Raw genomic sequence first — 13,654 nt, forward strand, 5'->3', positions numbered from 1 at the left:
AGTATGTACAGTGGTTGGGGACGTTGTTTATCTGCCTGTCTGAGTGAAAACCAATCAAACCATCTGATGGCCTTAGCACCTCAACAACCCTCTCTCTACGCCAGTGTGCTTGTGGACTGTCCGGCGGCAAGCGAGGCTTACACTTACCAAGTTCCTGCGGGTTGGTGTCTCCAAGGGGGCGAGGTGGTGGAAGTACCCTTTGGCTCCCAAGTGGTGCGGGGGATTGTCCTAGAGGTACTAGAAACTGTAGCCCCATCGGTCGATCCACAGCGCTTGCGATCGCTCCTTGAAGTGGTTGACCAGCAGCTTTTTCCCAAGGACTATTGGGCGTTGTTAGAACAAATTGCCACGTACTACTGCACGCCTTTAATTCAAGTGGTGCGCACTGCTCTGCCGCCGGGGGTCTTGGGGCGATCGCAACGGCGGGTGCGCCTGCGGCGCCAACAGGGGATTCCCCCCCTGTCAGAACAGGGGCAACATCTGCTGCGCTTTCTCCAGACCAAGGGTAATGGGGACTACAGTGTGCGCTACCTCCAGCAACAGCTTCCCAAGGTTGAGCGTGCCCTCGCAGAACTCGAACGCCTTGGCTTGGTGGAAACCTACTTAGCGGCACCCGCTAGTCAACAGCCAAAACAGCAACAGGCGGTGATCCTCCTCAATAGTGAAGGCGAGACCTTAACGCAGCGGCAGCGCCAAATCCTCCGCTATTTGCAGCAGCAGGGTCGCGATTGCTGGCTACAAGAGGTGGTCAAGGCCACCGGCACCACCGCCCAAACGCTCCATCGCCTTGCCGCCAAAGGATACATTGCCATTGTCGAGCAGCAGCACTGCCGCATTGAACAGGGGGTAGCGGTGACACCGGATCGGCCAAAAGCCCTCACCCCTGCCCAAGCCACTGTCCTGCAAGCCATTTCAGCACACCTAGACTGTGCCCAAACCTTTCTCCTGCACGGGGTGACGGGGTCGGGCAAAACGGAAGTCTATCTGCAAGCAATAGCTGAGTGCCTAGGGCGAGGGCGATCGGCCTTGCTGCTAGTGCCGGAGATTGGCTTGACGCCTCAACTGACGGATCGCGTGCGTGCTCGCTTTGGTGAACGCCTGTTGGTCTATCACAGTGGTCTCAGTGAGGGGGAGCGCTACGATACTTGGCGGTTGACGCTGATGCCGCAGCCACGGGTAATCATTGGCACGCGATCGGCGGTTCTGCTGCCCTTGGTGGGCTTGGGTTTGATCATTCTGGATGAAGAGCACGACAGCGGCTACAAACAGGATCAACCTCAGCCTTGTTACCATGCCCGTACCGTTGCCCAATGGCGATCGCGCCAGCAACAGTGTCCCCTGATTTTAGGAACCGCTACCCCTGCCCTCAGCACTTGGCAGGCTGTCCAAACCGGCCAGATTCAGATCCTTTCCCTTCCCCAGCGTATCCACGCCACCCCCCTGCCCCCCATCACCCTTGTGGATATGCGCCAAGAATTACACCGTGGCAACCGTTCCATGCTCAGTCGTCCGCTGCAAGACGCTCTAGGGAATCTTCAGGGACAGCAGGCAATTCTCTTTGTACCGCGGCGGGGTCACAGTACCTTTGTCTCCTGTCGCAGTTGTGGCACAGTGATCTACTGTCCCCATTGCAGCGTCTCTCTCACTGGACACCTCTTTGGCGACAAGATGGAAGTGCTGCGCTGTCACTATTGCAACTATAGCCAAGCCGTACCGCAGCGTTGTCCCAATTGTGCCTCCCCCTATCTCAAGCCCTTTGGTGGCGGGACGCAGCGGGTGGTGAGTGAACTGAATCGCCTCTTTCCGCAGTTGCGAGTTCTGCGCTTTGACAGTGATACGACCCAACGCAAGGGTGCCCATCGCCGGTTACTGGCTCAGTTTGCCGCCGGCGAAGCTGATGTGATGGTGGGGACACAAATGCTGACGAAGGGCATTGATCTGCCGCAGGTCGCCCTCGTGGGAATTTTGGCTGCCGATAGTCTCCTGCACTTGCCCGATTATCAGGCGGCAGAACGCACGTTTCAAATCCTCACCCAAGTGGCGGGGCGATCGGGCCGGGGGACACACCCCGGTAAAGTCATTCTCCAAACCTATGTGCCGCAGCATCCAGTGATTACAGCGGTCAAAGCCTATGACTGGGACACCTTTGCTACCCAGGAGCTAAGTAGCCGTGCCCCCTTGGGCTATCCCCCCTATGCCCAACTAATCCTTCTGCGCTTGAGTGGTCCCGATGCTGAGGAGGTGGCCGCAACGGCTCAGGCGATCGCCCAACAGCTCCAAACGTTAGCCCCAGTTTCTCAGGGAGAATGGGAAGTACTTGGCCCCGCCCCGGCCGCGATCGCCAAAATTGCTGGCCGCTACCGCTGGCAAATTTTACTCAAGGGCAAACTAGAACGAGTTTCTCACCTCAGCCCAGCTCTCATGCACCTCAAGGCGCAGTGTCCCCGCTCAACCCGCCTCAGTATTGATGTTGACCCCTTGAACTTTCTCTAGGGGGGCTTCAGTAAACCACCACAGTGCTGTGACCGGCACGACCCCCAAAACAAATCCCAGCGTTGCCGGAATCCAAAAACGTTGATCCAAAGATGTGAGGGTAATCATCGCCCCAAAGGCAAAATTCACCAGATACACCACCAAGGGGGTAATGAGTTGCCCACGGTTCACCACCATTGGCTTTGGCCACCAAGTGATCATCGCCAGCCCCATAAATACGGCTCCTGTGCCCGTCCATCCCAGAATGTTGCGGTAAGGCATCCCAAAGAATTCACCGACATCCTGAAATTGCCAAAAAGGAATGGCAGTTTGACTCATGGCCGGATCAAGGACAAAATCCCAAGCGGTTAAAAAGATTGCTCCCAAGCCCACGGTGATCAGGGCTGCCCCCAAGCCCACGCCCTTGCCTTCCCGCAGCGGACGACTGATGAAGCCACTGTAGGCCAAAAGAAACGTGACTAGCCCCATATAAAACCAAGAGAGGGGAATGGTGAAGGGCACCAGTCCAGCAATTTTGTGCCCCAAACCACTGAGGTAACCATAATGGCCAAAGGGAAAGCCGGTACTCGTCCCCAACAGTTCACTGGTAAGGGAAATGCCCACCGCTGGCAGCAAAAAGCCAAGCAGTTTGCCAAGGCCAAAGTTGCGATAGGTGTGAAGGGCGATCGCCAGTGCGCCGAGGACAATATAAACGACACCCCCACTCCCCATACTCCATTGAAAAAGCTGCTGACCCCAGGCGGGCAACGCCAGAATAAACTCGGGATGGGGAACGACGAGGAGCAACCCCGCTAAGCCAAAGGCCATCGCCACAATATGACCAACTAGGCACACCTGCTCCGCAACGAAAAGCGCGTTCTTGGGTTTCATAGGGGCAATCTCAAAGGGGCAATCGTTTACAAATGTTAATATGTTAATGTACCACTGTTCCCACTGTCGTCTATCCACCTCAAAAAGGCAGTTGGATTTCGCCAAGGGCATCATAGATTGCCAACAATCCTGCCCCCAAGCTAGCACTCAGCGTTAGCCCCCAACTCCAAGGCGCCCCTTCAGAAAATTGCGGACGACGCTGAAGCACTTGCCCATAGCCCCGCAGCCGCATTGCCAGATAGATCTGCTGTGCCCGTTCCTCGGCGCGAATGAGAAAGATACCAATCACCTGTGCCCACGGGCGAAGGCGGCGCCAACTCAAGCGAAATCCCCGCAGAAAGAGTGCCTGCTGCATTTGTGTCAACTGACTCTCTAGCTCAAAGAGATAGCGATAGGTCAAAGCCAGCGTATCCACCAACAAGGGCGGTAGTCCCCACCAGCGACAGACCCGCACCCATTCACTAAACGTCAAGCTTTCTAGCAACACCACGCCAAGGGCAAGACACAAGACCAAGCGCCATGTGAGGAGCAGTGCGATCGGCCACGCCGTAACCGCCAACAGTAACCACAGTCCCAGAAAAAAGAGCCCCATCTGCTGCAGACGTTTGCCCAAGCGCTGCCAAGGGACATGGCTCAGGAGATAGAGGAGCGCCACAAGCAAGGTCGCGATCGCCAGACTGTCTAACCGCCGCAAACTACTAATGCAAAACATCCACAGGAGAATCGCCATCACCCGTGCCGGCGGCGACCAGTAGCGAAAGCTCAAGGGTTATGCCCTAATTAATGTGTTGACTACGCAAAAAGCGATCAATATCGTTATTGGCACCAATCACCACCATAATGTCCCCTTTATTGAGCTTTTGGTTGGGACTGGGATTGATCTCAAACTTATCATCAAAGCGCAGGGCAATGAGGTTGAGGCCATAGCGACTACGGAGTTCCACCTCGGCAACTGTGCGATTGTGAAATGCCTCAGGCACTTTGACTTCGACAATACTTTTTTCGGGGTCAAGGTCAAACCAATCGAGAATCGCTGGGCGGGTGAGCGATCGCGCCAGTTCACAACCCGCCTCATACTCTGGAAAGACCACCCGATCTGCCCCCACTCGCTCTAGGAGTTTTTTATGAATCTCTGAGGAAGCCTTGGCAATGACATTGGGCACGCCTGCCTCCTTTAGGTTCAATGTCGTGATAATACTGGCGTCGAGATGGTTGCCAATGGCCACAATTACCGTTTCAAACTCAAAGAGACCCGCCTCCTTGAGGGCTTGGGGATCCGTGGAATCCAGTTGAATCGCATGATCCACAATGTGATCCTGAAGCACTTGATTCACCAATCGCTCTTGGTTATCACTGCCGAGCACCTCATAGCCCATGCTGTGCAGGGTCTCGCACACCCCCCGGCCAAACCGCCCTAGGCCAATCACCGCATACTGCTGCGAGATCTTGACCCCCCGCCCGCGAAAGAGCATTGCTCCAAAATCCACCATTCCTGAGTTTCCTATTGGCTTTGCGATGCCGATGATGACCCTTTTCTAACATATGGGATACATAGGGGGGATGCAATCTAGCAATTAAATTTTTGGCCGTATTCGATCGCTGTGAAAAGGGCTGTAATTGATCATGCCCTTAAGGAGTGGATGCTGAGCCGCCTGAATGGGTCAGTTCTTGGAGTCGCTGACGAATGTGTGCAGCACTGGCACGGGGAGAAAAGCGCGGTACGGGAAGCACTTGCGTTCCAATCACTAGGTAGAGAACAGGAATCTCGTATTGATAGGCTTGCCACCAATCCTCGCGGCTGGTGATGTCGCGTACCTCAAGGGTAAATTCCTTCAGAGTGGCCAGCTTCTCTTGTAGTCCTTCACAGAGGTGACAGCCGGGCTTGCTATAGAGAATCAGATGGGTCACGGTTGCGGCGCAGAAACGAGGGGGGTATCGCCAATATGACGGTGATCCCGCAGGCCAAAAATGGCTTCTGCATGGCGGTAGTGCTTCATTTCAATCAGGTTGTGGAAGGGGTCTGCGAGAAAGAACGTTTGGTGCTCTAGGGGGGTATTGGCAAAGCGGGTACGCGGTGGCTGGTAAAAGTCAAGTCCCTTCTTGATCACGCGATCGCAGAGGTTTTGCCAGTCGGCCTGTGCCAAGAAAATCAAGCCAAAGTGGTGCGGATAAATGCTCTTGGGTGGGGTTAAGGGTTCATCCGTGACATGAGCCACTAGTTGATGGCCATAGAGCTTCATGATCAGGCAGTGGGGATTTTCGCGCCCCGGTTCACAGCCCAACCCATCAATGTAGTAGGCCTTGGTGTCCGCCAAATTACTGACAGGAAAGGCAAGGTGAAATAAAACGGGAGCGATCGCCAACTGAGCCATAGATTTCTCTCGAACTGAAAATGGCTAAATTAGCCGCTATTTTAGCAGGAGAACCGGCTCTCGGTCTGCTTCCCAAGTCGAGTCAAGTATCAATCCCCAGTATTGTTGTTTATCGGCAACGGAATGGATAACAGGGGTAATAGGGGTAATAAACGGGTGAATAGGGGGGCGGGTAAATTACGGGGCGAGGCGGATAGGGCACTGGCACAATAATGTAGGTTTGAGATTGTCCCGGCGGACGGTAAATGACGGGATTGTAGGGACTGTACTGCGGTGTCCGTGGCCGCCCAAAGGACTCTAGCCCTGGGAAAAAGACATCAACCCCCGGCTGATTAGGAAAGAGGGGATAGGCGGCACGACTGGGGGGAGCGATCGCCACCAGCGTAGCTAGGCTACTGATGGCCAACGGCAGGAAGCGTAACATAGAAGCCTCCAAGGAGAGAGTGATCCTCTGATTCGGACGCTGCGATGCCTAGGGAAGTTCCCGTAGAACACGACTCAAAATATCCACCATTTGATCAATGTGCGATCGCTCCACAATCAGCGGTGGTGAGAGGGCAATAATATCCCCCGTGACACGAATCAGTAGTCCCGCTTCAAAGGCACGACAGAGGGCATCATAGCCCCGTGCCCCTCCTTGCCCCTCCCGTGGCGCCAATTCAATCCCTGCCACCAAGCCTAAGTTGCGAATATCAATGACATGGGGCAGACCCCGTAGGCTGTGGATGGCCTCCTGCCAATAGGGCGCCAGGGAAGCCGCCCGCTCAAATAGGGCTTCTTTCTCGTAGATCTCTAGGGTTGCCAAGGCGGCCGCACAGGCAAGGGGATGTCCCGAATAGGTGTAGCCATGGAAAAACTCAATTTGCCCCGCGGGGCCTTGCATGAAGGTGTCGTAAATCTCATCGCGGACAATCACCGCTCCCATGGGTACAGCGGCATTGGTTAGACCCTTGGCAACCGTGATGAGGTCTGGAGTCACACCAAAGTACTGACTGGCAAAGGGGGCACCGAGACGGCCAAAACCTGTGATCACTTCATCAAAGATCAGCAAAATGCCGTGGCGATCGCAAATGGCACGCAGGCGTTCCAAGTATCCTTGGGGCGGAATCAATACCCCCGTAGAGCCAGCGAGGGGTTCAACAATCACTGCCGCAATCGTCGAGGCATCATGCAGCGCCACCAAGCGTTCTAGCTCATCGGCTAAATGTGCTCCCCAAGCGGGTTGCCCCTTGCTGAAGGCATTGTGCTCAAGGTTGTGGGTGTGGGGCAGATGATCCACTCCTGCCAAGAGAGAACCAAAGAACTTGCGATTGGGCGCAATTCCCCCCACTGAAATTCCACCAAAGCCGACCCCGTGATAGCCCCGCTCACGCCCAATGAGCCGTTGTCGTGTCCCCTCTCCCCGCAGCCGATGGTAGGCAAGAGCCATTTTCAAGGCTGTATCCACGGCCTCAGAGCCAGAGTTGGCAAAAAAGACATGGTTAAGGGGATCAGAGGTAATGGCACGCAGGCGATCGGCCACCTGAAATGGCCCTGGATGTCCCATCTGAAATGTGGGGGCAAAATCCAGTGTTGCTGCCTGTTGGGCGATCGCGCTCACAATTTCTGGACGGCAGTGGCCGGCATTGACACACCACAACCCGGCGGTGCCATCGAGAATCTCACGGCCATCAATGCTCCTGTAGTACATCCCGGCTGCCGAAACAAGGAGCCGAGGGCTTTGCTTGAACTGGCGGTTGGCCGTAAAAGGCATCCAGAAGGGGTCGAGGTTGAGATCCGCAAGGGTGGGCAGCGTCATCAGACTAAAACTGGTTCGTATTATCCGTCGTGGGCATGAGCCCAATAATATCGCGATAGGCCGCCACAATGACACAACTACTCCAAGGAATAGTCACCAGCATCCCCACACAGCAGAGGCAAAAGCCCAAGATATTGAAGAAAATGATTGACACGCTGAGAAAAAAGAAGCTCCACCAATCGCGGGAGACCAAGCGGCGACTCGTTTCCAGGGCTGGCCACACATCAAACCGGTGTTCCACCACCAAAGGCACAGCAAACATATAGGCTACCCCAAAGTAAACCCCCGGCAGCAGCAGGATGGCACCCACCAAGATGAAAACGGGGGTCAGGGCATCCGGCACAGCGGGAAGCTGCTCCAGTAACGCTAGCAGTTGTTCTAAGTCGGCATCGGGTTCCGCTGCTTCAGCCGCCGCCCGCCTTAATATGCTTTGCCAGAAGGGCAACCCCGCAATCATGAATAGAATGCTGGCACTAATCACAAACACATTCGTAATCAAACCGATGATCAAGTTCGTCAGAAAAATTGGCAAAAAGTAGTTGTTTTTGAACGCATTAAAAAAGTCGCTAAATTCGGGTCTTTGGTTGCGGGCAATGCGAAAGCTGAAAAAGTAGTAGCCTGCGGCGAAGAGGCCTACCAAAATCGTGCTAACAATCGGGCCAGCCCCCGGAATGTTGTTGAGCACACCATTGATAATCATTGCCAGAATGAGAAAACCAATGTAGGCAGCGGGTTGAGTGCTGAAAATTTGCCAGCCCTCATTGAGGTATTGACCAATCCGTACTTGATAGGGGCGGTTGGCGATCGCTTGGGGAGTATGTTCTGACTCACTGTACATAATGGCGGTTCCAAGGGGTTGCCTCTAGCCTAGCGATCGCTTCGGGTTGCGCCAATTGTCAATGTGTCACTTCTTCACCTTTCTAAAACATCGGATATAAGTCTTTCCTGTAGCCATGATGTTGAGTGTGTTCAATCCATGGGACAAGACTTGTATTTAATACCAGCTCTTTGTAACATTGAGCTTAATAAATAGGTCTTAAACGAGGGAATTGTCTATCCTAAAACTGAAGTCATCTCAGTAGGAGACCTTCATGGCTCGCCTGCTTGTCCTCACAATTACAGAAAGCTCTGAAGAACTGCAGCGACGCCTACAACATGAAACCGATGCCCGACAGCAGGAACGCTTGCAGATGCTCTACTGGCTGAAGCAAGGACTTGTCCACAGCCGCCCACAAATTGCCCAATTGCTCCATTGCAACGACTCCACCATTACTCGCTGGCTGAACGCCTATCGCCAACGAGGACTCCAGCAGTTATTGGCAGTCAAGACGCCCCCCGGAGCCGCCCGCATCATCCTAAGACAGCGGTTTGGCCAGTTACCAGCTGGCCTTGAGGAGCGCATTCGCCAGCTCCCTCCCCCTCAAATCGAAGCATTGGCAGAGGCTCTCTTGGACTTCACTGCCCTAGAGGAAGTGTTTGCATGGCTAGAGCGCTCCACCTAGCCCATGCGCCGTGACTCTCTTTTTTACCAACTGTTTGCCCAGCTGCCCCAGACCCTCTTTGACCTTTTGGGCAGAGACACACCGCAGGGGTATCGTTTTGACTCCGTGGAGCTGAAGCAAACGGCCTTTCGCATGGATGGCGTCTTCGTGCCCCCTGACCCCTCAGGAATAGTCTATTTCTGTGAGGTGCAGTTTCAGCGCGATAACACCTTCTACGAGCGCTTCTTTGCAGAAATCTTTCTCTACTTGCGTCTGTATCGCCAGACCTTCTCTGATTGGCAAGCGGTGGTCATTTATCCCCATCGTCAAGTGGAACAAGTGTCCTTTGAACCCTATGAGGTGTTGGTGAATAGTCATCGCCTGCATCGGGTCTATCTGAATGAACTCGGGTCACTTGAGGCATTGCCATTGAGCCTAGCCCTGATGCAACTCACCGTGTTACCCGAAGCAGAGATGCCGACAGCAGCACGGTTGCTGGCAGAGCGGACTCGCACAGAGGCAGTGCCAAGGCCAGAAGTGATAATGGAGTTGATCACCACCATTGTGTTGTACAAGTTTACGGAGCTGAGTCGGGAGGAGGTGCTGCGCATGCTGGGGTTTACGACGGAAGAGTTGAAGCGGACGCGGTTTTATCGGGACGTCTATGCTGAGGCACGAGAGGAAGGGTTGCAACAGGGATTGCAGCAGGGATTACAACAGGGATTACAGCAGGGAGAGACCCTTGTTGTTTTACGCCTCCTAAGACGGCGGTTTGGCGAGTTACCAGCTGGTCTTGAGGAGCGTATTCGCCAGCTTTCGCTTCATCAAATTGAAGCTCTGGCAGAGGCTCTCTTGGACTTCACGACCCTTGAGCAAGTCTCTGCTTGGCTAGAGCACTCCAGCTAGCCGATGCGCCGTGACTCCCTTTTTTACCAACTCTTTGCCCAGCTGCCCCAGACCCTCTTTGATCTCTTGGGCAGAGACACGCTTCAGGGGTATCGTTTTGAGTCCGTGGAGCTGAAGCAAACGGCCTTTCGCATAGATGGCGTCTTCGTACCCCCTGACCCCTCGGGAATAGTCTATTTCTGTGAGGTGCAGTTTCAGCGCGATAACACCTTCTACGAGCGCTTCTTTGCAGAAATCTTTCTCTACTTGCGTCTGTATCGCCAGACCTTCTCTGATTGGCAAGCGGTGGTCATTTATCCCCATCGCCAAGCAGAACAAGAGTGTTTTGAGCCGTATCAATTGTTAGTGAATAGCGATCGCCTGCATCGGGTCTATCTGAATGAACTCGGGTCGCTTGAGGCATTGCCATTGAGCCTAGCGCTGATGCAACTCACCGTGTTACCCGAAGTAGAAATGCCGACAGCAGCACGGTTGTTGGCAGAGCGGACTCGCACAGAGGCGGTTCCAAGGCCAGAAGTCATAATGGAGTTAATCACCACCATTGTGTTGTACAAGTTTACGGAGCTGAGTCGGGAGGAGGTGCTGCGCATGCTGGGGTTTACGACGGAAGAGTTGAAGCGGACGCGGTTTTATCGGGACGTCTATGCTGAGGTACGGGAAGAGGTCTATGCTGAGGCACGGGAAGAGGGGTTACAAGAGGGGCGAGCACAAGGGCTAGAAGAAGGACGACAGGAAGGATTACAGCAGGGAGAGACCCTCGTTGTGTTGCGCCTCCTAAGACGGCGGTTTGGCGAGTTACCAGCTGGCCTTGAGGAGCGCATTCGCCAGCTCTCTCCCCCTCAAATCGAAGCATTGGCAGAGGCTCTCTTGGACTTCACTGCCCTAGAGGAAGTGTTTGCATGGCTAGAGCGCTCCACCTAGCCCATGCGCCGTGACTCCCTTTTTTACCAACTCTTTGCCCAGCTGCCCCAGACCCTCTTCGACCTTTTGGGCAGAGACACACCGCAGGGGTATCGTTTTGAGTCCGTGGAACTGAAGCAAACGGCCTTTCGCATTGATGGCGTCTTCGTGCCCCCTGACCCCTCGGGAATAGTCTATTTCTGTGAGGTGCAGTTTCAGCGCGATAACACCTTCTACGAACGCTTCTTTGCGGAAATCTTTCTCTACTTGCGTCTGTATCGCCAGACCTTCTCTGATTGGCAAGCGGTGGTCATTTATCCCCATCGTCAAGTGGAACAAGTGTCCTTTGAACCCTATGAGATGTTGGTGAATAGTCATCGCCTGCGTCGGGTGTATCTGAATGAACTCGGGTCGCTTGAGGCGTTGCCATTGAGCCTAGCCCTGATACAACTCACCGTGTTACCCGAAGCAGAGATGCCGACAGCAGCACGGTTGCTGGCAGAGCGGACTCGCATAGAGGCGGTTCCAAGGCCAGAAGCCATAATAGAGTTAATCACCACCATTGTGTTGTACAAGTTTACGGAGCTGAGTCGGGAGGAGGTGCTGCGCATGCTGGGGTTTACGACGGAAGAGTTGAAGCGGACGCGGTTTTATCGGGACGTCTATGCTGAGGTACGGGAAGAGGTTTATGCTGAGGTACGGGAAGAGGTATTGCAGCAGGGATTGCAGCAGGGACTGCAACAAGGATTGCAACAAGGACTACAGCAAGGAGAAGCAGCCGTTGTCCTACGGCAGTTAAGGCGGCGGTTTGGTAGTGTGCCCAATGACCTTGAAGAACGGATTCGTCAGCTCTCTCCCGATCAAATCGAAGCGTTGGCAGAAGCACTTCTAGACTTCACTGCTCTAGAGGAAGTGTTTGCGTGGCTAGAGCGCTCCACCTAGCCCATGCGCCGCGACTCCCTTTTTTATCAACTCTTTGCCCAGCTACCCCAGACCCTCTTTGACCTCTTGGGCAGAGACACACCGCAGGGGTATCGTTTTGACTCAGTCGAGTTGAAGCAAACCGCCTTTCGCATAGATGGCGTCTTCGTGCCCCCTGACCCCTCAGGAACCGTTTATTTCTGTGAGGTGCAGTTTCAGCGCGATAACACCTTCTACGAGCGCTTCTTTGCAGAAATCTTTCTCTATCTGCGGCTGTATCGCCACACCTTCTCTGATTGGCAAGCGGTGGTCATTTATCCCCATCGCCAAGCTGAACAAGTGTCCTTTGAACCCTATGAGGTGTTGGTGAATAGTCATCGCCTGCATCGGGTCTATTTGAATGAAATCGGGTCACTTGAGGCGTTACCGCTAAATCTTGCGCTGATGCAGTTGATGGTGATGGCAGAGGCAGAGATGCCCGCAGCAGCGCGGTTGCTGGCAGAGCGTACTCGCACAGAGGCAGTGCCAAGGCCAGAAGTGATAATAGAGTTAATCACCACCATTGTGCTGTACAAATTTACGGAGCTGAGTCGGGAGGAGGTGCTGCGCATGCTGGGGTTTACGACGGAAGAGTTGAAGCGGACGCGGTTTTATCAGGAGGTGTATGCTGAGGCATGGGAAGAAGGGCGACAGGAAGGGCGGCAGGAAGGGCGGCAGGAAGGGCGGCAGGAAGGGCGGCAGGAAGGATTACAGCAGGGATTGGAGCAAGGATTGCAGCAGGGAGAGACCCTCGTTGTGTTGCGGCAGTTAAGACGACGCTTTGGTGATTTACCAGCTGGCCTTGAGGAGCGTATTCGCCAGCTTTCGCTTCATCAAATTGAAGCTCTGGCAGAAGCCCTCTTGGACTTTACGACCCTTGAGCAAGTCTCTGCTTGGCTAGAGCGCTCCACCTAGGCCATGCGCCGTGACTCCCTCTTTTACCAACTGTTTGCCCAACTACCCCAAACTCTCTTTGACCTTTTGGGCAGAGACACCCCTCAGGGGTATCGTTTTGAGTCCGTGGAGCTGAAGCAAACGGCCTTTCGCATGGATGGCGTCTTCGTGCCCCCTGACCCCTCGGGAATCGTCTATTTCTGTGAGGTGCAGTTTCAGCGCGATAACATCTTCTACGAACGCTTCTTTGCGGAAATCTTTCTCTATCTGCGGCTGTATCGTCACACCTTCTCTGATTGGCAAGCGGTGGTTATTTATCCCAATCGCCAAGCAGAACAAGAGTGTTTTGAGCCGTATCAATTGTTAGTGAATAGCGATCGCCTGCATCGGGTCTATCTGAATGAACTCGGGTCACTTGAGGCATTGCCATTGAGCCTAGCGCTGATGCAACTCACCGTGTTACCCGAAGCAGAGATGCCGACAGCAGCACGGTTGCTGGCAGAGCGGACTCGCATAGAGGCGGTTCCAAGGCCAGAAGCCATAATAGAGTTAATCACCACCATTGTGTTGTACAAGTTTACGGAGCTGAGTCGGGAGGAGGTGCTGCGCATGCTGGGGTTTACGACGGAAGAGTTGAAGCGGACGCGGTTTTATCGGGACGTCTATGCTGAGGTACGGGAAGAGGTCTATGCTGAGGCACGGGAAGAGGTCTATGCTGAGGCACGGGAAGAGGGGTTACAAGAGGGGCGAGCACAAGGGCTAGAAGAAGGACGACAGGAAGGTCGGCAGGAAGGATTGCAGCAGGGAGAGACCCTTGTTGTTTTACGCCTCCTAAGACGGCGGTTTGGCGAGTTACCAGCTGGCCTTGAGGAGCGCATTCGCCAGCTCCCTGCCCATCAGATTGAAGCGTTGGCAGAGGCTCTCTTGGACTTCACTGCCCTAGAGGAAGTGTTTGCGTGGCTAGAGCGCTCCAGCTAGCC

General features: G+C 54.3%; 15 protein-coding genes. 7 read left to right on the forward strand and 8 right to left on the reverse strand.

Annotated elements, in window-relative coordinates; translation table 11 throughout:
- Nucleotides 1-66: 66 nt before the first annotated feature.
- Nucleotides 67-2,493 (forward strand): primosomal protein N', encoded by a 2,427-nt coding sequence (priA, locus tag RHJ31_RS08200; protein ID WP_302676251.1) that lies wholly within the window; start codon nucleotides 67-69, stop codon nucleotides 2,491-2,493.
- Here the strand turns inward: priA and cruF are convergent.
- From cruF to RHJ31_RS08240, 8 genes are all read right to left on the reverse strand, one after another.
- Nucleotides 2,449-3,363 (reverse strand): gamma-carotene 1'-hydroxylase CruF, encoded by a 915-nt coding sequence (gene cruF / locus RHJ31_RS08205; protein ID WP_302676252.1) that lies wholly within the window; start codon nucleotides 3,361-3,363, stop codon nucleotides 2,449-2,451. The two genes, priA and cruF, sit on opposite strands and share 45 nt — an antisense overlap.
- A gap of 79 nt (nucleotides 3,364-3,442) precedes the next feature.
- The gene (locus tag RHJ31_RS08210; RefSeq protein WP_302676253.1) at nucleotides 3,443-4,129 is read right to left on the reverse strand and encodes an energy-coupling factor transporter transmembrane protein EcfT; all 687 of its coding nucleotides are present in this window, start codon (nucleotides 4,127-4,129) and stop codon (nucleotides 3,443-3,445) included.
- A gap of 10 nt (nucleotides 4,130-4,139) precedes the next feature.
- On the reverse strand, nucleotides 4,140-4,853 hold the full coding sequence (locus RHJ31_RS08215; RefSeq protein ID WP_302676254.1) for a TrkA family potassium uptake protein: 714 nt from the start codon (nucleotides 4,851-4,853) through the stop codon (nucleotides 4,140-4,142).
- Nucleotides 4,854-4,992: 139 nt separating this feature from the next.
- Nucleotides 4,993-5,271, reverse strand: coding sequence for a glutaredoxin family protein (locus tag RHJ31_RS08220; RefSeq protein WP_206199655.1), 279 nt, complete (start codon nucleotides 5,269-5,271; stop codon nucleotides 4,993-4,995).
- Complete coding sequence (locus RHJ31_RS08225) at nucleotides 5,268-5,735, reverse strand: VOC family protein (protein WP_302676255.1); 468 nt, start codon at nucleotides 5,733-5,735, stop codon at nucleotides 5,268-5,270. Before RHJ31_RS08225 ends, RHJ31_RS08220 begins: the two co-directional genes overlap by 4 nt.
- Nucleotides 5,736-5,844: 109 nt before the next feature.
- Nucleotides 5,845-6,159 carry a hypothetical protein gene (locus RHJ31_RS08230; RefSeq protein ID WP_149818256.1) on the reverse strand — a complete coding sequence of 105 codons (315 nt, stop codon included), beginning with the start codon at nucleotides 6,157-6,159 and terminating at the stop codon, nucleotides 5,845-5,847.
- A 48-nt stretch (nucleotides 6,160-6,207) separates the two neighbouring features.
- On the reverse strand, nucleotides 6,208-7,533 hold the full coding sequence (locus tag RHJ31_RS08235) for an aspartate aminotransferase family protein (protein ID WP_302676256.1): 1,326 nt from the start codon (nucleotides 7,531-7,533) through the stop codon (nucleotides 6,208-6,210).
- Nucleotides 7,534-7,537: 4 nt separating this feature from the next.
- A complete protein-coding gene (locus RHJ31_RS08240) occupies nucleotides 7,538-8,371 on the reverse strand; it encodes a DUF975 family protein (RefSeq protein WP_302676257.1) in 834 nt (277 codons plus the stop codon).
- A 253-nt stretch (nucleotides 8,372-8,624) separates the two neighbouring features.
- On the opposite strand from RHJ31_RS08240, the gene RHJ31_RS08245 reads away from it, so the two are divergent.
- Genes RHJ31_RS08245 through RHJ31_RS08270 form a run of 6 tightly spaced genes read left to right on the forward strand, consistent with a single transcriptional unit; the run spans nucleotide 8,625 to nucleotide 13,652 of the window.
- Nucleotides 8,625-9,035 (forward strand): DUF4351 domain-containing protein, encoded by a 411-nt coding sequence (locus RHJ31_RS08245; protein ID WP_302676258.1) that lies wholly within the window; start codon nucleotides 8,625-8,627, stop codon nucleotides 9,033-9,035.
- Between the two features lie 3 nt (nucleotides 9,036-9,038).
- On the forward strand, nucleotides 9,039-9,920 hold the full coding sequence (locus RHJ31_RS08250) for an Rpn family recombination-promoting nuclease/putative transposase (protein ID WP_302676259.1): 882 nt from the start codon (nucleotides 9,039-9,041) through the stop codon (nucleotides 9,918-9,920).
- A gap of 3 nt (nucleotides 9,921-9,923) precedes the next feature.
- Nucleotides 9,924-10,841, forward strand: coding sequence for an Rpn family recombination-promoting nuclease/putative transposase (locus RHJ31_RS08255; RefSeq protein ID WP_302676260.1), 918 nt, complete (start codon nucleotides 9,924-9,926; stop codon nucleotides 10,839-10,841).
- Nucleotides 10,842-10,844: 3 nt separating this feature from the next.
- Nucleotides 10,845-11,762, forward strand: a complete 918-nt coding sequence (locus RHJ31_RS08260; protein ID WP_302676261.1) for an Rpn family recombination-promoting nuclease/putative transposase — start codon at nucleotides 10,845-10,847, stop codon at nucleotides 11,760-11,762.
- Between the two features lie 3 nt (nucleotides 11,763-11,765).
- Nucleotides 11,766-12,695 (forward strand): Rpn family recombination-promoting nuclease/putative transposase, encoded by a 930-nt coding sequence (locus RHJ31_RS08265; protein ID WP_302676262.1) that lies wholly within the window; start codon nucleotides 11,766-11,768, stop codon nucleotides 12,693-12,695.
- Between the two features lie 3 nt (nucleotides 12,696-12,698).
- Nucleotides 12,699-13,652 carry an Rpn family recombination-promoting nuclease/putative transposase gene (locus RHJ31_RS08270; protein ID WP_302676263.1) on the forward strand — a complete coding sequence of 318 codons (954 nt, stop codon included), beginning with the start codon at nucleotides 12,699-12,701 and terminating at the stop codon, nucleotides 13,650-13,652.
- Nucleotides 13,653-13,654: the final 2 nt, after the last annotated feature.

Origin of the sequence: Thermosynechococcus sp. JY1331, assembly GCF_031583475.1 — a bacterium.
Taxonomy (GTDB): Bacteria; Cyanobacteriota; Cyanobacteriia; order Thermosynechococcales; family Thermosynechococcaceae; genus Thermosynechococcus.

Bases quoted from the DNA above. Each gene is read 5' to 3' on its own strand.
- priA (WP_302676251.1), top strand. From the start codon at position 67: ATGGCCTTAGCACCTCAACAACCCTCTCTCTACGCCAGTGTGCTTGTG.
- cruF (WP_302676252.1), bottom strand. From the start codon at position 3,363: ATGAAACCCAAGAACGCGCTTTTCGTTGCGGAGCAGGTGTGCCTAGTT.
- RHJ31_RS08215 (WP_302676254.1), bottom strand. From the start codon at position 4,853: ATGGTGGATTTTGGAGCAATGCTCTTTCGCGGGCGGGGGGTCAAGATC.
- RHJ31_RS08225 (WP_302676255.1), bottom strand. From the start codon at position 5,735: ATGGCTCAGTTGGCGATCGCTCCCGTTTTATTTCACCTTGCCTTTCCT.
- RHJ31_RS08230 (WP_149818256.1), bottom strand. From the start codon at position 6,159: ATGTTACGCTTCCTGCCGTTGGCCATCAGTAGCCTAGCTACGCTGGTG.
- RHJ31_RS08235 (WP_302676256.1), bottom strand. From the start codon at position 7,533: ATGACGCTGCCCACCCTTGCGGATCTCAACCTCGACCCCTTCTGGATG.
- RHJ31_RS08240 (WP_302676257.1), bottom strand. From the start codon at position 8,371: ATGTACAGTGAGTCAGAACATACTCCCCAAGCGATCGCCAACCGCCCC.
- RHJ31_RS08245 (WP_302676258.1), top strand. From the start codon at position 8,625: ATGGCTCGCCTGCTTGTCCTCACAATTACAGAAAGCTCTGAAGAACTG.
- RHJ31_RS08250 (WP_302676259.1), top strand. From the start codon at position 9,039: ATGCGCCGTGACTCTCTTTTTTACCAACTGTTTGCCCAGCTGCCCCAG.
- RHJ31_RS08255 (WP_302676260.1), top strand. From the start codon at position 9,924: ATGCGCCGTGACTCCCTTTTTTACCAACTCTTTGCCCAGCTGCCCCAG.
- RHJ31_RS08260 (WP_302676261.1), top strand. From the start codon at position 10,845: ATGCGCCGTGACTCCCTTTTTTACCAACTCTTTGCCCAGCTGCCCCAG.
- RHJ31_RS08265 (WP_302676262.1), top strand. From the start codon at position 11,766: ATGCGCCGCGACTCCCTTTTTTATCAACTCTTTGCCCAGCTACCCCAG.
- RHJ31_RS08270 (WP_302676263.1), top strand. From the start codon at position 12,699: ATGCGCCGTGACTCCCTCTTTTACCAACTGTTTGCCCAACTACCCCAA.